The following is an 18230-nucleotide window of genomic DNA, read 5'->3' on the forward strand; positions in this document are numbered from 1 at the left end:
GGTGAATCGCTCAAATTCAAGCAAGCATCGGTAAGAAACGGAAATCTATGAGTTAAGAGGCGTAAATATGCAGCAATTCGAAGTAAACTTTGACGGCCTGGTAGGCCCCACCCACAATTATGCGGGACTATCTGTCGGCAACGTGGCATCACAAAGCAATGCCAATGCTGTAAGCAATCCAAAGGAAGCGGCCAAGCAAGGTCTGGCAAAAATGAAAGCGCTGGCTGATATGGGTATGCAACAAGGTGTACTCGCGCCGCAGGAACGCCCGGACATGGCCATGCTCCGTCGTCTTGGCTTTTCTGGCACCGATGCTCAGGTTTTAGAGAAAGCCGCCAAACAAGCGCCACAGGTCTTTCTTGCGTGTTGTTCGGCTTCAAGTATGTGGACCGCAAATGCTGCCACCGTATCACCTGGCGCAGATACAGCCGACGGCAAAATTCACTTCACGCCAGCGAACCTGACCAACAAATTTCACCGTTCGCTAGAACCTGAAGTCACTGGCAATATTTTAAAGGCCACCTTTGCCGATACGGCCCATTTTGCCCATCATAAACATCTGCCAGATAACGAACATTTTGGTGATGAAGGTGCTGCGAATCACACGCGTTTGTGCTCGCAGTATGGCGAAGCGGGAGTAGAACTTTTTGTATACGGACGCTATGCCTTCGACAGCAGTAAACCTGCCCCGACACGCTACCCTGCTCGCCAAACAATGGAAGCCTGTCAAGCCGTAGCGCGTTTGCATGGTCTCGATGAGCAACGTGTTGTTTATATTCAGCAAAATCCCGACGTGATTGACCAAGGCGTATTCCACAACGACGTTATTTCTGTGGGTAACCAAAACGTGCTGTTTTATCACCAGCAAGCATTCTTAAATACGCCTGCGGTACTCGATGAAATAAAAGCTAAATTTGGTGACAACCCGTTGCACTTTATCGAAGTGCCCACCAGTGCAGTTTCTGTTCAGGATGCGGTAAGCACCTACCTGTTCAACACGCAGATCATTACTCTTCCTGAAGGGCATATGGCCATTATCGCGCCTTCAGAATGCGAGGAAAATGCGGCGGTTTCAGATTACCTGAAAACCCTTACCACACTGGGCTCTCCTATTAAGGAAGTGAAGTTCTTTGATGTGAAACAGAGCATGCGTAATGGCGGTGGTCCTGCATGTCTGCGCTTACGTGTGGCAATGAATGACCAACAGCTTGCAGCAACTAACCCAAATACATTGATGAATGACGCACTATTTACCCGTTTAAACCAGTGGGTAGACAAGCATTATCGCGATCGCTTATCCGAACAGGATCTCCGCGACCCGCAGCTGCTTATTGAAAGCCGTACAGCATTAGATGAACTCACCCAGATCATGCAGTTAGGTTCGGTTTATCCGTTCCAGCAGGGCTGATTTTCCAGTTCACTGAATGTCAGATAAAACAAAGCCGGGGCACTGTGAGGTGACCCGGCTTTTTATTTGTAATGCTAGTTAGAAGAAGTCACTACAGTCAGAAGATGTTCCGAAAGGACTGTCGGGTGGAGATACACTCTCGTTAGTCAGGTCGGTAGATAACACCTCGTAATCATACAGAATTGATTGCTTAGACTCGCTACCCGTAGATTGCGCATAAATGGTAATCTCCGACTCATAAAATGCACCATATTCTCTTGGGTATCTCACCTCTAGTGTTGCTTGGCCATTCGCATCGGTAGTACTCACACCGTCTTTGAACGCTATGGAGCCGACAATACCAGGCGTTAGGAATGTATCGCCATTATCGTCTTCAAGAGGGTCTAGCATACCGTTATCGTTATCATCTTCATTAGGGCATGATATTGTGTAATTCACTCGCCATAGCGTACCATCCCACGTCCAGTCACCTTTGTGATATTGTCCGCTAAAAGCGGTAGGTACCGGGACCAACGATGCCGTTAACTCAATGTTTTCAATCGGACGTCCAGCAGAATCAGTCACAAAAACAGCAAATTCTTTCAGGAAAATGGTGTCATCAGGGGCGCCTAACAAGTTCCCTGTTCCAATTGACACATCAAACGCACGATTTCCCACTGTCATTGAAACCTGTGCCGTCACTTCTGGTTCATCTAATACAGTCGCGGTGATTAATACAAACTCTTCACTCGTTACTGCTGCAGATGTGAATACGGTAGATGCAATACCGTTACTGTCAGTGGTGGCTTGCGAAGGTGAAATCGTACCGGTGCTCGTATCATTTACATTGAAACTAACTACCTTGTTTTTAACTAGATTACCTGCCGGATCGCGAACAATGGCGGAAATAGTACTTGTTTGACCATCAGGACCAATGATATCCGGCGATGCATCTACGTACATGATGTCAGTATCTGTGGCGATAAATTCTATTTCAACCGTTGCAGTGACTTCATTACCTGCACCGTCATTACCAGTTGCGGTAATTTCAGCAATGCCAGCATTCGTCGAAGCGATGTCGAATGAAATTTCGCCTGAAGCATCAGTGGTACCGGTTTCGTCACCAGGCCGAATATCGCCGCGTGAGGCTGTGAAAGTCACATTACCACCGGCAAAAACGGCGTTGTCTTTACTCCAGGAAACGGTCAAGGTGGTGTAATCACCAGCTTCATAAGCATTATCTGGTGCTACCGGTACTTCTTCGGTTGGCACTGTTGTAAAAGCAAAATCATCTTCTTGAACAGTAACCGTAAATGTTGTTGTTGACCCCAGTGCAGTACCAGAAATTGTCGCCGTTCCAGATTCAGAGCCTGTAAACGTTACGGAAGCCTGACCATTGGTGCCTGTGGTCACTTCTGTCGCAGACAGCGTGCCGATATCAGTACTTAATGAGATAGATTGGTTTGGAATGTTTGTGCCATCAGAGTCCTGAACACGAAGTGTAAGGGTCGCAGAATCGTTAATCGTAATTGAACGGGAACCATTAATGGTGACTTCTGTACCGTCTATTTCAATTTCAATGGTGCGCACTACGTCGCCTGCTGTAGCGGTTACGGTGACAAAGCGGTTACCTGCATTATTACTGGTGCTCAATAATGCTGAAGCAGTACCATTTTCCAGCGTGGCATCGTCTACTTGTTGAATTTCTACGCCAGCGGATGCAGGAGCAGAAAAGCTCACCTCAACGCCTTCCATAAGCACACTTTGAGAGTTTTTAACCAGAGCAATCAGTTCAACGCTATCAGAGCCACTTGAAGGTAAAAGCACTGAAGAGGCGTAAAACTCCATTTCAGCTGGCACTTCAGTAACAACAGAGGCGCCCGCAGATGAAAATGTGGTGGTTTGAGTAGATCCATCCGGCAAGGTAGCAGTAACTTGGCCATCGCCCGCGGAAGAACCCACGAGCAACCCAATCGTTGCTTCGCCGCTGTCATTAGTTCTAGCAGTGCCAGTGTCGTTAGAAAACTGTGCAATATCGTCATTTGACAGGGTAAAAGTGATGAGTGCGTCAGTTAACGGATTACCGCTAGCATTTACCGCCGTAAAATTAAGGGTAAGCGGATTTTCAGAAGATAAATCACGGTCAGCTTCCCCTCCAGCATTGGCTAACGATAGTGTCACCGTATAGTTGTCTGATGTTGCGCCTGTCCCTGTTGCCGAAAACGTCGTCGTGCCTGTGGTGCCATCAGGCGTTGTTGCCGTAATCTGGCCATCACCACTGGCGGTGCTGGCGGTTAAGTTGATGGTAGCGACACCGGCATCATCCGTTCTGGCGGTACCCGTATCGTTGCCAAACGAAGCCAGGTTTTCATTAGATAGGGAAAAAGTAACGAGAGCATCAGCTAGTGCTGCGCCGTCTTGATCCACCACCGTCGCTGTAAGAGTCAGCGGATTTTCTGAAGATAAATCACGGTCAGTTTCGCCAGCCTGATCGGTAAGCGAAAGCGTTACTGTGTAAGTGGGATCTGTGGTGGTGCCCGTGTCTCCGCCGGTGTTACCGCTGCTGGTTTCGCGCTCAAGTGAGCCTCCGCCGCCTCCGCAGGCAAATAACATTAACAGCATACTGAACAACGTCAGAGACTTGGAAAGTGTTTTCATAGTTGTCTTCCTGGACCTCTAGTAAATGACATTACTGAAATATTTCTCATTTCAATCTGATAAGATTCTGGCAAACTAGCGCTATAACAAAATCAAGAATCATCTGATGTTAGGGAACCTTCATGTCTCAATCTTCTAAAAAGCTAAGTTTAACTGCCAGAATCTTTATCGGCATGGGTGCCGGAATCATTACCGGCGCATTACTTCAGCTTCTGTTCGATGATAGCGGAGATTTACGCTTTTCGATATTCGGCTTCGAGTTTTCCACGTATACCTTTTTAGTAGATGGTATATTCTCAACTGTCGGCGCCATCTTCATCGCCAGCTTGAAAATGTTAGTGGTACCACTAGTGTTTATCTCGCTTGTATGCGGTACATGCAGTTTAACCGACCCCAGTAAATTGGGTCGATTGGGTCTCAAATCCGTATCGTTATATATACTCACAACCGCCATCGCAATTACACTGGCTATCAGTCTGGGATTAGTGGTCAGCCCTGGTAGTGGCGTATCCATGCCCACCAATGCAACCTATGTCGCCAAAGAAGCACCGACTTTCAGTCAGGTGATTATCAACATGTTCCCCACCAACCCGATTAAATCGATGGCGGAAGGCAACATGCTGCAAATTATTATCTTTGCCGTGCTGTTCGGCGTTGCAATGGCAATGACTGGCGATGCTGGTAAGCGTTTGGGCGCAGTATTTGAAGATTTGAATACAATCATCATGCGCTTGGTGACGATTATTATGAATCTTGCACCGTACGGTGTGTTTGTATTGATGGCGAAACTGTTTAGCACCATTGGTGCTGAAATGTTGGGAAGTTTAGCGAAATATTTCTTCCTGGTGATTGTCGTGCTTATTTTGCATGGCATTGTAACCTACTCCGTCATGCTGAAACTCGCGACCGGCCTAAACCCTGTTATCATGCTCAAGAAAATGCGTGATGCTGCCTTATTTGCCTTTACCACATCAAGCAGCAGTGCCACCTTGCCTGTGACTATGGAAACCGCTCGTAACAAACTGGGTGTGGGTAAATCGGTTTCATCTTTCACCCTGCCGCTGGGATCAACCATTAACATGGATGGCACCGCCATTATGCAAGGTGTGGCAACCGTGTTTATCGCGCAAGTTTACGCTGTCGATTTAACCCTTGGCGATTACATCATGGTTGTGTTTACCGCCACGTTGGCCTCGGTGGGTACCGCAGGCGTGCCTGGTGTTGGCCTTATCATGCTGGCAATGGTACTCCAACAAGTTAACCTGCCAGTTGAGGGAATCGCACTTATCATTGGTGTCGACCGCTTACTCGATATGACCCGCACAGCGGTTAATATCACCGGCGATTGCATGGTGTCTTGTGTGGTAGCAAAAAGCGAAGGCGAGCTTGATGAAGCCGTGTTCAACGACCCTGATGCCGGTACAAAAGAAGAAACCATCGACTTCGAGCACTTTGATAAAAACCGCTAGTTAGATGATTCAAAAGAAAAGGGGCGCATTTTACCAATGCGCCCCTTTTTTATATTCAATTCGAACTGTTAGCGGTTCAGTGCCTGGGCAGGATCAACATTCACAGCCCGTCTTGCCGGATACCAGGTTGCCAGCAAGCAAAGTGTAAATGCCACTACGACCGTAAGAATGACATCGGTCCATTGCAGTTCCGAAGGCAAAAAATCAATAAAATAGATATCGCCGGAAAGCAGTGTAATGCCCGTCCATGACTCAATGGTTGCGACAATGGCTGACAGATTCGGAGCAATCACCACTGCTGCTACCGTACCGCACACAATGCCAATGACACCGTTAATCATGCCTTGCATCATGAAAGTACGACGAATCAGGCTGTCAGGCGCTCCCATGGTACGAAGAATAGCAATTGCCCCCTGCTTTTCGCGCACCGACATAACCAGTGTGGAAACAATATTAAAACAGGCCACCGCAATCACCAGCGTCAGCGCAATCATCACAACAACACGCACCAATTGAATGTCGTTGTATAAGTGACCTTGGGTACGCATCCAATACGAGATATACACGGGTTGGTCAAAGTTATAACCGATATCCCGCATCGTTTCATAAGCGCTGTAAGGATCTTTAAGCATGAAACGTAACCCCTGAGCCCCGGTGATGACACCGGATTCCGTTGAGGCTGTGGCCAGGTGCATCATGGCCAAGTAATTATCCATTTCACCGCCAACTTTGAGCCTGCCAGCAACAGTGAGATGCATGAGGTGCGGCGCTTTAAACGACAAATCTTCCGTGGCGGTAGGAATGAGTACGCTAATGCGATCTCCCGCTGCGAGTTCAAGCTTGTCCATTAGCCCCTGACCAATCAGCACTGAATCTTCGTCTGCCTTGAATTGTTGCCAATCTTCAGCCGAGACCTGATTTAGCCAACGATCGTGACTCGCCCGGCTCGTATCAAGTCCGGTGAGTTCTACAGCTCGCAGATTCCCTTTGTGCTGTAACATGCCAGTAATTCGGGTGTAGGGCTCAATGCTTTCGACTCTGTCATCTTGTTCCAACAACGCGATTTCGCTTTTCCAATCGCGGATCCCTTCACTGTTTACTGAATAAAGTTCGCCGTGAGGAATGACGGCTAAAATCCGGTTTAAAAGCTCACGTTCAAAGCCATTCATGATTGATAGCAGCACAATGAGCACAAAACAACCGAGACCAATTCCCAGTGTTGAAGAGAATGAAATGAACGAGATATAGCCGTTTGTCTGTTTAGCCCGGCGAAAACGAGAGGCTAATTGCCACGCAAGACTCAAGCGCTAGCCTCCCCATGAAGCACGCCATCTTTGATGCGTAGAATACGGTCCATTCTCGCTGCTAACGCGTTATCGTGTGTTACAACCACAAAGCTGGTACCTAAACTTTCACTGAGTGATGTGAGCAGCTGATAGATCTGCTCACCGGTTTTATTGTCGAGATTGCCAGTTGGCTCATCGGCCAGCACCAAAGCAGGACGATTCACCAATGCGCGCGCAATGGCTACACGCTGACGTTCACCACCAGACAACGCAGAAGGCTTGTGCTGCATACGGTGAGACAACCCTACTTTTTCAAGTATTTCCTGGGCTTGCTTCGTTGCGTTGGTCGGATTTTCGCCACCAATCAACAGTGGCATGGCCGTGTTCTCAAGTGCGGTGAATTCAGGTAACAAGTGATGAAACTGATAGATAAACCCGATTTTCTGGTTTCTCAGCGCAGCAAGTTGCGCCGATTTCATCGAGGTAATCGATTTTCCTTCAAACCACACCTCACCTTCCGTAGGCTTGTCTAAACCACCCAGTATGTGAAGTAATGTGCTTTTACCAGAGCCCGAACTGCCAAGAATAGCAACATGTTCAGACGGTTCTACAGATAAGGATACGTTTGACAGTACAGGCGTGTCAGTCTGTCCGTCGTGATAGATTTTTGTGATCCCGCGACAGGCGAGTAATGCTTCCATTTATTTAGCGCTTCTAATTTCGTTTCTGACAGTGCAGATACTATCGCGCCTGTGATGAATGGCAAACAAAGAAGCGTTTAAATTGCAGAACGGCAGGGAGAAACCGCTCAGAGCGGCTGTTTTCTTCAAATTTGATTTACTGTTTTAATCCGATAACCGTGTACTGACCTTTTACATAGAGTTTAACCACCACAGGTTCCCCACTGTAGTTCCGCCAATACCAACCATGGCTACCCGCAAAAGGTGCAGTAAAACTTCCTTTCATTTCGGTGGATGTGGATATCGTGTAACTCTCAAAATATCCTGTGGTATCACCCTCTGGCTCGCCGTGTAAGTCGAAATACAATGGTGTTCCATCGGTTATCCATTCGTAGGTCATTTTCGCGTACTGTGGCATCGAGAATTTATACTCCACGCCCTTTCCTGCCGGAACAGTAACTTTAATTGCCTCGAAGCTATCGCTAACTGCTATCTCATTCTCCCTCTGTACAGGCTGAGCTATTTCTTCACTTCCCGCGAATACAGTTAGCCCAAGTGCCTTACCTACGCCAGTAGGGTCAATGTTGTACTCAGCAGGAAGAATAACGGTCAAAAGTGTTATCGCAGCGAGGAGCAATGCGGTTAATGACGCTTTAATCAGTGTTTTTGAACTAACGGTATGTTCCATAATGCTCTCTGTGCGTTAACTGAGGAAATAGCCGGTAAGCTGGTAACCCATAAGCATAAGTCCGGCACTCATTAGCAGTGTATTGGTGATAGTTGCAAAATGTTGAAAAGACGGCAATTTACGCCAGGCAGTGATCAAAATCAAAATTACAGCCAACGCGCTAAATTGCCCCACTTCCACACCGAGGTTAAAAGCAACGAGGTTCGCAAACAGGCCGTTTTCAGATAGTTCGAATTCTTGCAGTTTAGTTGCCAGCCCAAAACCATGACATAAACCAAAGATAAAAACCGCTACGCGGGCGTCGGGTTGCCAATTAAAACAACGTTTAAAGCCAGCTAAATTATCAAAACCTTTGTAAACAACAGACAAGCCGATGATGGCATCGATGAGGTACGCATTAAACTGAATGTGCATCAGCACACCCAGTAACAAGGTGGTACTGTGGCCGATGGTGAATAAGGTAACAAAAAGCAGGATGTCTTTACTGCGATACAAAAAGAATATGACGCCGAGTAAGAATAGCAGGTGATCGTAACCGGTCACCATGTGTTTAGCGCCGATATAAAGGAACGGGATAAATTGAATGCCTTCACTCTGCTGAAGGAAAGCGCGAGTGTTGTTATCTACACCGTGAGCAAAAACGTCTGTACACCACAATGTGGCTGCTACGCTAAAGAAAAGAATGCAGCATCTGATAAATGCAGCTGGCACTTGCCCGCTCCTTAATACTTTTATCTTTTATATTAACAACGGAGTTTTACAAATTATCAAACAGATAGCGAGATTTATTGGTGAATAGACTCAATAACGAAGGCGTATTTTAGAAGAAAAATCTGATTACTAACGAAATTGGAAATAAACGATAAAACAAGAAGGGAAATGGCGGAGCGGACGGGACTCGAACCCGCGACCCCCGGCGTGACAGGCCGGTATTCTAACCAACTGAACTACCGCTCCAACGGCATTTTTTGTTCTGAACTCTTGAATGGCGGAGCGGACGGGACTCGAACCCGCGACCCCCGGCGTGACAGGCCGGTATTCTAACCAACTGAACTACCGCTCCACACAAGAGAAAGCGCGAAACTAAATGGCGGAGCGGACGGGACTCGAACCCGCGACCCCCGGCGTGACAGGCCGGTATTCTAACCAACTGAACTACCGCTCCGAAGAACCATATTAGTTTTGCTATTGAAAGTGGCGGAGCGGACGGGACTCGAACCCGCGACCCCCGGCGTGACAGGCCGGTATTCTAACCAACTGAACTACCGCTCCACTTTTTTCAATTTTTTCAGCAGCTTGCAGAATCTTTATTCAAGTCTCTGCCCTGACTGCGGCGCAGATAATACGTATTCCCTATGGTCGAGTCAACGGTTTTTTTCGATAAAGTAGGTCAATTCGTTCCGTTTGACTGAATAATCGCCACAATGCTGCAATATAAATCAAATAGACTATCAGAGCAGCATTTTCACTGAGAAACAGATGCATAAGCTTTACTTTTTATGCGCCTCGAACAGTACCGATTTAATCGCTACTAGCCTCAGGTTCTTTCTTTTTCTTAAATTTAGCCAGTAAACCCGCCAGAAATCCCGGTTTCTTTTCAACGGGTTCTGCCGTCGCCGAAGTTTGTTCGTCTTTAATGGCCAACTTCTTCGCCGCGCGTTTTCGTCGCCAGATGATAATAATCACCACAATCGCGCCAATTAAAATGATACCGCCGTTGACTGCGCCGATGAGCAAATAAAGTGTCGCATCATCCATCCCCTGCTCTTCAGGTGGTGTTACTGGCATTTCGGGCGCGTTCATTTTATCCATCAGCTGCGCTTCGAGATCGACAGGCGCATCGCTGCCGTCGCCTTCCTCGGCACTGTCTGGTGCTTCTCCACGAAAAGTATACTCAGGCACATCAAGGATCACGTCTCTGCCATCTACCGTAGTGGCGTAGGCAGTAATTTTCACCCTGAACAAGCCCTCACCGTAGGCTAATATGCGATGTAGCCTGGGTTCTGGGGATGGCTCCGTAATCGAGAAATTCTGCACGTCTCCATTAGGGAATCGCACTTTACCGTCTATTAATAACGACGCTATATCGATTTGGTCTCTTACCACATCTATATAAAGATCGTGATAACCCTGTTGGCCATCATTCAGCACTTCACGCATGGTAACCGGGTTTTTATGTAACATGATGACCGGGTCAACTTGCTCCCGGGAAAACATAGGGGTGCTTACGGTGAATACTGGGCGCCACTCGCCTGCGGGAATAGCCAGGTTAAACTGACCAGTGAACACACCATCTTCTGGTGCCTCATCCATGCCTCGGCCGTTGTCTTCGAAGCGAGCAATTTGTTCGACGTTAGCGCCGAAATTATCGTAATTCGGGTTATTCGTACTGCGCAACTCAATGGACACATCCACTACATCACGGAACTGCGAATAATCGATGGGTTTGTCACCATTGGTAAGATAGGCCGTTTGCTTAAGCACTTCTCCAGAGAATATGACCGCCGGCAACGGGTCGGCATGCAATTCTATTTCTGAAATCACCATCACGCGGCTTTCAGGCATTACCTGCCCCACCGCTTGCCATGGGCCGGGTACCGGATTTTTAATCTTTATCATGTCGAAGGTGTCATCATCGAACCATTCGACGTTATTCTTTTCAGCCTGACTGCTAAAAATTTTCGACCCATCAGGCCGCACGAGCACGACGGGGGCTGAGCCAAACTTACGGAAAAATATCAGCGTGACTTCATCGACTTCGTGGTCAATGCGAAAACGATTTTGAAGCAGAATGATGGAATTTTGGTAGTCGTCGCCCAGTGAGGTAAGCACGCTGGTATCGACGGGTTCAGCCGCAGGCTGAGACTGCTGTGCGGCAGATAAAGGAATATAACAGGCTATCGCGGCAACGATAGCCAGGGAAATTGAAGTTATTGATTTTCGGAAGCTGGTCGCCACAAACACTTTCCACCGCTTTTTTGCACGATATCCAGACGTGCCTCATGTTGTTCTAATTCATCGGCGGAGGCACTGATAACCTTTAATTTATTTCCGTTTCGCTGCACTCTGCGAATGGCGCCGTCGTCACCACTGCCACTGTTTTGTCCCGCCAGGTTCAATTTTGTCTGACCGCCGGTCATTAACAGATAAACGTCAGCCAGGATCTCGGCATCGAGTAATGCGCCGTGAAGTTCACGGTGACTGTTATCTATGCCATAACGACGACACAATGCATCGAGGTTGTTCTTCTGGCCAGGATGCATTTTTCTGGCAAGCAATAACGAATCAAGAACAGTACATATTTCTGCCGTTTTCACCGAACGCGTTGCCGGGTTCATGGCAAATTCATGATCCATAAAGCCCACGTCGAAAGCCGCGTTGTGAATGACAAGCTGGCCGCCTCGGATAAAGTCGATGAAATCCTGTGCCACATCGGCAAATAAAGGCTTATCGGCGAGGAATTCATTGGTAATACCGTGAACCTCAATCGCTTCCTGCTCAACAATGCGCTGCGGATTAATATAAACATGGAAATGATTACCGGTGAGCTTACGGTTTATCACCTCGACACAACCTATTTCGATGATACGGTGCCCTTCTTTCGGCTCGATACCCGTGGTTTCCGTATCCAGAACAATCTGACGCATGTTTACAACACCTTGTTTTATTGCACAATAAAGAATGGTTGAAGGGATTTTCAGTTTTCGCTGGTAGAGCCCTTGTCACTTCATTAGTATACCAAGCCAATCGCAGAGAAACACAATCTGAAGTAAAAAAGGCCTCACTATGGCAAAGAAAAAAATCGCTATCTTCACCGATGGTTCCTGTCTCGGGAATCCCGGCCCCGGCGGATACGGCGCATTGCTGATTTATGGTAAGCACGAAAAGGAACTCAGTGAAGGGTTTAACATGACTACCAACAACCGTATGGAGTTGATGGCCCCATCGGTCGCCTTAGAATGTTTGACGGAACCCTGTCAGGTAGACATCACCACTGACAGCCAGTACGTGAAAAACGGCATTAACCAGTGGATCAAAAACTGGCGCAAGAACGGCTGGCGCACCGCAGACAAAAAGCCAGTAAAGAACGCCGACCTTTGGAAGCGTCTCGACGAAGCAGTGAAAAAGCACGATATCGACTGGCACTGGGTAAAAGGCCATTCTGGACACCCAGAAAATGAACGGGTTGATGATTTGGCCCGTGCCGCGGCGGAATCCCCTACGCGAGATGATGACGGTTTTAGCGGATAAGGCCTTTGCGCTGGTGGCGAAGTATGCCAGCAGCGCTGAATTATCCATAGTCTGGAGCTATGAACCCACAATAATTAACTATTTGATAACATAGTGCCTATTAAGCAAATATAACGCTAAATTATTTCACTGATTTATCCTATGAAATCGTTAACACGTTATTTTGCCATAGCTTTATCCCGTATCTCCTTTACAGCCATTGTCGCTTTAATTCTCATCCCAGCGTCTTTTGCTGCATTTGCAGAAAACAGTGAAAACGAGAAATTCATTAAACAAACCCCGTCATTTCGGATAATTGTCGATAACGATTTTGCCGGCGATCCCGATGGCTTAGCGGCGCTCGCTCACCAGTTACTCTCACCAAAAACATCGGTTCGACTGATCACATCAACGGCGTTGAATCCCAGATTTGCTGAGGCCAGTTTCGGGAAACAAAACACGGCAATAGTCGGAAAAGAAAAAGCGCAAATACTGTTAGCCAAGCTGAACCTCAATGCCATACCCGTGCATGAAGGTCGCGACTATATCAATGCGCAAAATCAAACTTCCCCCTCACCTGCAGCCATGGCAATCGTGAAAGAAGCGATGCGTGATGACCCCTTACCGCTGGTAATAACGATTGGTGGACCGCTCACAAACCTAGCAGAAGCACTGAAACTTAAACCGGAAATCGCAAATAAAATGGAAGTGGTGTGGATTGGCGGTGGCGACTACCCATCAGGCGGTTGGGAATATAACCTCTCAACCGACATAAACGCCGCCAAGTACGTATTTGAGCAATCAAAAATACCGGTAACCCAGATCCCTGTTTCTGCATATCGACAAATGCAGTACTCAGTGGCTGAAATGAGAGTCGATTTTCGGCCTTTGTCTGATACAACCCAGTGGTTGTATTCGTTGTATACCGAATTACCTGACTTTGTGGAAATGGGCGGTTCTCTGACCATGGGCGATCATCCCCTGGTACTACTGACAGCCTTGTTTACGGAAAGTAGCTATTCTGAGAGTGTTAACGCAAGAGCTATCCTGCCTGATTCGGCGTACGGGGATATTCTGCACGACAGGCCCATCAAGGTTTATACGCGTTTAGATGCACGTTTGACCTTTGCGGATTTTCTCGCCAGGTTGAAGCTTAATCGATAAACATCAAGGGTTATTTGGGTTACTCTTCTACTATAGAATATTGAAGAGAATAACAATGACTGACGAAATTAAATTTGAAGACTCCGTAGTAGGAGAAGGCAAAGAAGTGAAAAAAGGCGCGCTGATCACCGCTCATTATCGCGGACTGCTGGAAGATGGCACAGAATTCGATTCATCCTACGCAAAAGGCCGCCCGTTTCAGACCGTATTATCAAAAAACAAAGTTATCCAGGGCTGGTTTCAAGGAATTCAAGGTATGCGCGAAGGTGGTATACGAAAGCTTTGGGTACCTGCGTCACTGGGGTATGGTGAACGAGAGATTGGCAAGATCCCGCCAAACAGCAATCTCTATTTTGAAATTGAACTGATTGAGGCTTTGAATCGGGATGACTAAAAACACCGCAAACGTGGCAATATCATTCGGGTAAATATAAATGGGGTCGTGATGATCCCATTTTTATTTGTATCCCGTGTAAAACAACCCGAGCTCACTTATTCCTAACGAGCCAAGTGCACCGGCATTTGAAACTGCAGCAGCCAACGCTGGCGTTGACACACCCGCCATTGGAGCCTGAATAATTGGATACTGAATGCCTACATCGGAGCAAAACCTGTTCTGCTTATACATACACTTCCCGTTTATTTCTCATTGAATATGTTATTTTAATTTCCTCGATATAACGATCCAGAGAAAATTAATGGATGATTCAAAAATCGTTTTAGTCACTGGTGGCAGTCGCGGTATAGGCGCTGCTACTTCCAAATTGTTTGCTGCAAAGGGATATACGGTTTGTATCAATTACAAGTCCAATTCAAAAGCGGCTGAAGCTTTAACCCATGAAATCAACACGCTGGGTGGTCGTTGCTTTGCCGTTCAGGCCGACGTCGCTCAGGAAGCTGACGTAATGAGACTATTTAAGCGAATTGACGATGAACAGGGATATTTATCCGTTGTTGTAAACAATGCGGGCATTTTGCGTAAGCAATCACGACTCGAAGAGCTTACAGCTGAAAGAATCAACAGTATTTTGATTAACAACGTAACCAGTTATTTTCTTTGCTGCCGGGAAGCAGTGAAGCGCATGTCGACACGTCGTGGCGGACAAGGAGGCGTTATTGTAAATGTCTCTTCAGGTGCCTCCCGGACCGGTTCGCCGAATGAATATATCGATTATGCAGCATCTAAAGGAGCCATTGACACCTTAACCAAAGGGCTATCACTGGAAGTTGCTGCTGAAGGCATTCGGGTAAATTGTGTCCGTCCGGGTTTAATAAACACAGAGATGCACGCTGACGGCGGTGAACCTGAAAGAGTCGAGCGATTAAAGAGCATTATCCCCCTTCAACGCGGCGGTGAACCAGAAGAAGTGGCTGAAGCCATCTATTGGCTCTCGTCTGACAAATCTTCATTCTCGACAGGCAATTTTTTAGACCTTTGTGGTGGGCTATGAAAGCGAATTAATTCGCTTTCTTTGTGCTTTTCAATTTGTTTTCTAAGCGCTGTACATTCTCAACAAAATAATCGTAGTAAGGAATATCTTCTGTAGCGACAGCCAACGCTTTTTTCGCGTACGTCAGCGCTTCCCTGAGTTTGTTTTGTCCTTCATAGCCATACGCAACACCGGCAATTGCATCAGGGTTTTCAGGATGATGAGACATATTATGCTTATACAGCATCATGGCTAAATGGGGCTTTTTCTGCCAGTCAAAGTAGTAACCCAATTCGCGAACCACATTTTCTGGTGGCGTTGAGTCTATACCCCATTGTTCACCTAACCGCCGATAGTAATCGTCGATCACTTGCATATTTGCAGTCACTTTCTCCCTGGGAAATGTTTTACTTAGGAAAAATGATTGATAAGCGTTAAAAATGCCAGCCGCCGATGTGAGCCCGTGAGAAACGCCAGGGTGCTCATTTACAACTAAACTCAAATGGGCGTTTTCATGCACTGAAAACGCCGTTAACAACTCGTCGTAATAAGGTCGCATGGGTAGCCCCTCATTCCCCATATTCATATAAACATAGGCAGATTCAGAAGGTTTAGTAGACAGCCACTTTTTGGTCCGTTCCACCATCGCACCCGCGTTCCACCAAACCGCAGGACTATAAGCGATATGCGCATTGAAAAGGCCCGGGCGCTGTTGCATGGCATACAAACTAAACACACCAGCAGCTGATGCCCCGGCGATAATTCGGGTTGAATGTGTGCGATACCGTTTTTCCACATCGGGGATCAGTTCTTGCTCGATGAACGTAAGAAAATTTTTAGCCCCGCCGCCAATACCAACCGGGCCATTTCTGTCCTGATTAACTGTGGGATACATGTCGTGGAGTCTGTCGGTATTTTCAATCGCAACGATGATAACGCCGGGAGCGGCGTCAGCTTCTTGTAATCTGCCTAATACCTCTTTCATCAGAGGAATATTCTCAGCGCCGTCAAGCCGGTAAATTACGGGATAATTTTGCGATGTGGAGAAATAATCCTCTGGCAGTAAAACCTGATATTGCCGCCGTTCGTCCAATACCTCTGAATCTATGTTCACCACTTCGTAATCATTTGCCAGACTTTGAAACGAAGACGCAAGCAATGCCGCAGTAAACAACCATTTGAAATACTTCATACTTATCCTTGTAATTTTTCTTCTACCTTAACAGCTTTTCAGTGCATGTTGCGGGTTTTCTGTCATATTATTTTCGTAGAAGTTTACGTGATCACCTTCCTGTGAGTATGAAATTATTTAGTATAGATGTATTGCCTGCATCTGAATAAAGGACATTCAAAATACAATGCAGGCATGGCTCCGTAGAGCGAATAGAAGAAATGGGTTCGAATATCTCGGGCCCAGTTGGCTAGCCATCTTATGTTGCTGATACATAAGACGAGACCTCAATCAGGTTGTTGTCGGGGTCTCTGAAATAGAAAGATTGGATCGGGCCTACTGCACCAGTACGAGCAACGATGCCTTCGATGATGTCCACACCTTTAGTTGATATTTCTTCGAAAGCCTCTTGAATTGGCATGTTGGTGATAAAGCATAAGTCGGCCGATCCAGGTGTAGGGAAATTAGCTTTTGGCTCGAACTCTTTGCCGAATTGGTGGAGGTTGATTTTCTGTGAGCCAAATTTCAGCGCTACTCTACCTTCTCCAAAGACCTCTTTCTCCATGCCTAGAATATCCGTATAGAAACGAACCGCATCGGCAATACTTTTAACTGTGAGTACCAAATGATCAAGGTTGGAAATCATTGCTAATTCTCCTGGCTACATAACCGCTTATTACTGAAACTTTATAGTAACACCCGTTTACCATGAAAAACTATATACGGTGTTTTCATTGGAAAAATGTAATTGTCTGCTTCTGAACAATATCGGAGATTCAGTCATTGAATTCTCAATGACTGTTTTAGACAAACAGCGGACATTTAACGCTAAGCTAGTGGGCAGTAACGTAGCGGCATAAGCGCGAAGCGCCGCTGCGTTGCTGTCCCAGTGACCAAAGGAGATTTGTTAAGCGTCTTGTTAGTCGCCGCTAGTCACCTTTATTGATTTTGCGCCTAATTCATCTATTTCTTTTGAGGGCATTTGTGTAAGAGAGTCAGGAAAATGCGAATTGAAAAACGAAGAGTCAGTGTGTCGATATATGACGACATACGGGTCAATTAATTGGTCAGTTTCATTTAGAGGAATTTTAAATTTACCACTAGAATTAAATTCCGTATATTTATCGTAATTCTTTATTCTATGAAGCTCATACAGTCCACTTCGGGAATTTATGCTATAAAGCGAAATTACATAATCTTCACTACTTATTTCTTTTTCGAATGAAACTTCTCCCTCAATGTACCTTAGAGTTTCATTTGAAAATAATTGGGCCATGATTACTTGCTTTACTGCATAAGAAGCTTCTCTTGGAAGAAGATACCTACTGTCTGTAAGATCACCGAAAGCAGTTTTTAACCCTGAAAAAATCGTTATAACAACAGCTAAAAGCAAAACACCTAAAATAGATAAAATTATTCTCTCATTTTTATTTGAAGAAGCATCTTTTCGGAATTGGCCTAAAACACCAAAAAAAGTTGAAAGGCATATAACCCCAACAACGGAATAAAAAATAATTGCCCAAATAAATTCAGATAAATCGAACCCTAAACCGACCAACTCTGTAAGAAATGGGCCTGCAACTAATGTAGCAACCGAGATTCCCAATATAGTTGTCACGTCAGCAATAATTGCCAACTTATTTCTCGCAGATAAATTCAAGAATGATTCTATTTTTTCTCTTATCACCTTTCCCATATTCCTTGTAGATTTTTTTGTTGGATACTAATATTTTAATAGTATGCAAATTATACTTTTTCTCCTGAGAATTTGCTCGTTTTTATTTATAGTGCCATCATTTCCAATTTAATGAAAGTCAAATAATACAAAGCTTGCGCATAATTGAGGTCGATTAAATTTGGGAAAAAATGCGCGATTAGGTCGTTTTCCTGAATATAAAGGGGAGGTCACTACACTGTATATCTAGACGGTCACTTAACTCTCAACTATGAAAATACTGTAGTCAGCTATGTCACTTAAAGCAGAAGGTTTTTATGAGTCGTGGGATTGTCAGAAATTCGTGCATTGAATCCATTATGTAATCAATGTGCCAACTTCCGCTTAACGTA

The 18230-nt window shown here is 46.0% G+C and carries 16 protein-coding genes, 4 tRNA genes and 1 pseudogene; 6 read left to right on the plus strand and 15 right to left on the minus strand.

What is annotated here, in order from left to right; all coding sequences use genetic code 11:
- Positions 1-67 precede the first annotated feature (67 nt).
- Entirely contained in the window at positions 68-1408 is a 1341-nt protein-coding gene (gene astB, locus ACXAFQ_RS18030; RefSeq protein WP_474824786.1) for an N-succinylarginine dihydrolase, read from the plus strand.
- A 78-nt stretch (positions 1409-1486) separates the two neighbouring features.
- On the opposite strand, the gene ACXAFQ_RS18035 is transcribed toward astB, so the two are convergent.
- Positions 1487-4045 carry an Ig-like domain-containing protein gene (locus tag ACXAFQ_RS18035; RefSeq protein ID WP_474824787.1) on the minus strand — a complete coding sequence of 853 codons (2559 nt, stop codon included), beginning with the start codon at positions 4043-4045 and terminating at the stop codon, positions 1487-1489.
- Positions 4046-4167: 122 nt separating this feature from the next.
- Between ACXAFQ_RS18035 and ACXAFQ_RS18040 the strand changes: the two genes are divergently transcribed.
- The gene (locus tag ACXAFQ_RS18040; RefSeq protein ID WP_474824788.1) at positions 4168-5514 is read left to right on the plus strand and encodes a dicarboxylate/amino acid:cation symporter; all 1347 of its coding nucleotides are present in this window, start codon (positions 4168-4170) and stop codon (positions 5512-5514) included.
- A 68-nt stretch (positions 5515-5582) separates the two neighbouring features.
- Here ACXAFQ_RS18040 and lolE read toward each other — a convergent pair whose 3' ends face one another.
- From lolE to dnaQ, 10 genes are all read right to left on the minus strand, one after another.
- Complete coding sequence (gene lolE / locus ACXAFQ_RS18045; protein WP_474824789.1) at positions 5583-6818, minus strand: lipoprotein-releasing ABC transporter permease subunit LolE; 1236 nt, start codon at positions 6816-6818, stop codon at positions 5583-5585.
- Positions 6815-7501, minus strand: a complete 687-nt coding sequence (gene lolD / locus ACXAFQ_RS18050; RefSeq protein WP_474824790.1) for a lipoprotein-releasing ABC transporter ATP-binding protein LolD — start codon at positions 7499-7501, stop codon at positions 6815-6817. The genes lolE and lolD overlap by 4 nt, the downstream gene beginning before the upstream one ends.
- 136 nt (positions 7502-7637) lie before the next feature.
- Complete coding sequence (locus ACXAFQ_RS18055; RefSeq protein ID WP_474824791.1) at positions 7638-8168, minus strand: hypothetical protein; 531 nt, start codon at positions 8166-8168, stop codon at positions 7638-7640.
- A gap of 15 nt (positions 8169-8183) precedes the next feature.
- Positions 8184-8864: a HupE/UreJ family protein gene (locus tag ACXAFQ_RS18060; RefSeq protein ID WP_474824805.1), complete on the minus strand. Its 681-nt coding sequence runs from the start codon at positions 8862-8864 to the stop codon at positions 8184-8186.
- 184 nt (positions 8865-9048) lie between these two features.
- A tRNA-Asp gene (locus tag ACXAFQ_RS18065) sits at positions 9049-9125 on the minus strand.
- Positions 9126-9154: 29 nt separating this feature from the next.
- Positions 9155-9231: transfer RNA gene (locus tag ACXAFQ_RS18070), tRNA-Asp, on the minus strand.
- 25 nt (positions 9232-9256) lie between these two features.
- Positions 9257-9333: transfer RNA gene (locus ACXAFQ_RS18075), tRNA-Asp, on the minus strand.
- Positions 9334-9363: 30 nt separating this feature from the next.
- Positions 9364-9440 (minus strand) — tRNA-Asp (locus ACXAFQ_RS18080).
- A gap of 249 nt (positions 9441-9689) precedes the next feature.
- Positions 9690-11126 (minus strand): TIGR03503 family protein, encoded by a 1437-nt coding sequence (locus ACXAFQ_RS18085; RefSeq protein WP_474824792.1) that lies wholly within the window; start codon positions 11124-11126, stop codon positions 9690-9692.
- Positions 11099-11815: a DNA polymerase III subunit epsilon gene (dnaQ, locus tag ACXAFQ_RS18090; RefSeq protein ID WP_474824793.1), complete on the minus strand. Its 717-nt coding sequence runs from the start codon at positions 11813-11815 to the stop codon at positions 11099-11101. Before dnaQ ends, ACXAFQ_RS18085 begins: the two co-directional genes overlap by 28 nt.
- 139 nt (positions 11816-11954) lie before the next feature.
- Between dnaQ and rnhA the strand changes: the two genes are divergently transcribed.
- The 3 genes from rnhA to ACXAFQ_RS18105 all read left to right on the plus strand — a co-directional run bounded on the left by rnhA (position 11955) and on the right by ACXAFQ_RS18105 (position 13956).
- On the plus strand, positions 11955-12419 hold the full coding sequence (gene rnhA / locus ACXAFQ_RS18095; RefSeq protein ID WP_070123253.1) for a ribonuclease HI: 465 nt from the start codon (positions 11955-11957) through the stop codon (positions 12417-12419).
- A gap of 141 nt (positions 12420-12560) precedes the next feature.
- A complete protein-coding gene (locus ACXAFQ_RS18100; protein WP_474824794.1) occupies positions 12561-13562 on the plus strand; it encodes a nucleoside hydrolase in 1002 nt (333 codons plus the stop codon).
- 55 nt (positions 13563-13617) lie between these two features.
- A complete protein-coding gene (locus ACXAFQ_RS18105; RefSeq protein ID WP_474824795.1) occupies positions 13618-13956 on the plus strand; it encodes an FKBP-type peptidyl-prolyl cis-trans isomerase in 339 nt (112 codons plus the stop codon).
- 84 nt (positions 13957-14040) lie between these two features.
- Here ACXAFQ_RS18105 and ACXAFQ_RS18110 read toward each other — a convergent pair.
- Positions 14041-14190 (minus strand): annotated as a pseudogene (locus tag ACXAFQ_RS18110) (nitronate monooxygenase); the annotation flags it as partial.
- Positions 14191-14260: 70 nt separating this feature from the next.
- On the opposite strand from ACXAFQ_RS18110, the gene ACXAFQ_RS18115 reads away from it, so the two are divergent.
- The gene (locus tag ACXAFQ_RS18115) at positions 14261-15013 is read left to right on the plus strand and encodes an SDR family oxidoreductase (protein ID WP_474824796.1); all 753 of its coding nucleotides are present in this window, start codon (positions 14261-14263) and stop codon (positions 15011-15013) included.
- A 7-nt stretch (positions 15014-15020) separates the two neighbouring features.
- Here ACXAFQ_RS18115 and ACXAFQ_RS18120 read toward each other — a convergent pair whose 3' ends face one another.
- The 3 genes from ACXAFQ_RS18120 to ACXAFQ_RS18130 form a co-directional block, all read right to left on the minus strand.
- Complete coding sequence (locus ACXAFQ_RS18120; RefSeq protein ID WP_474824797.1) at positions 15021-16184, minus strand: alpha/beta hydrolase-fold protein; 1164 nt, start codon at positions 16182-16184, stop codon at positions 15021-15023.
- A gap of 238 nt (positions 16185-16422) precedes the next feature.
- Positions 16423-16809, minus strand: coding sequence for a VOC family protein (locus tag ACXAFQ_RS18125; protein ID WP_474824798.1), 387 nt, complete (start codon positions 16807-16809; stop codon positions 16423-16425).
- Between the two features lie 273 nt (positions 16810-17082).
- A complete protein-coding gene (locus ACXAFQ_RS18130) occupies positions 17083-17850 on the minus strand; it encodes a hypothetical protein (RefSeq protein WP_474824799.1) in 768 nt (255 codons plus the stop codon).
- Positions 17851-18230: the final 380 nt, after the last annotated feature.

Source organism: Alteromonas sp. ABH2_165 (assembly GCF_056159945.1).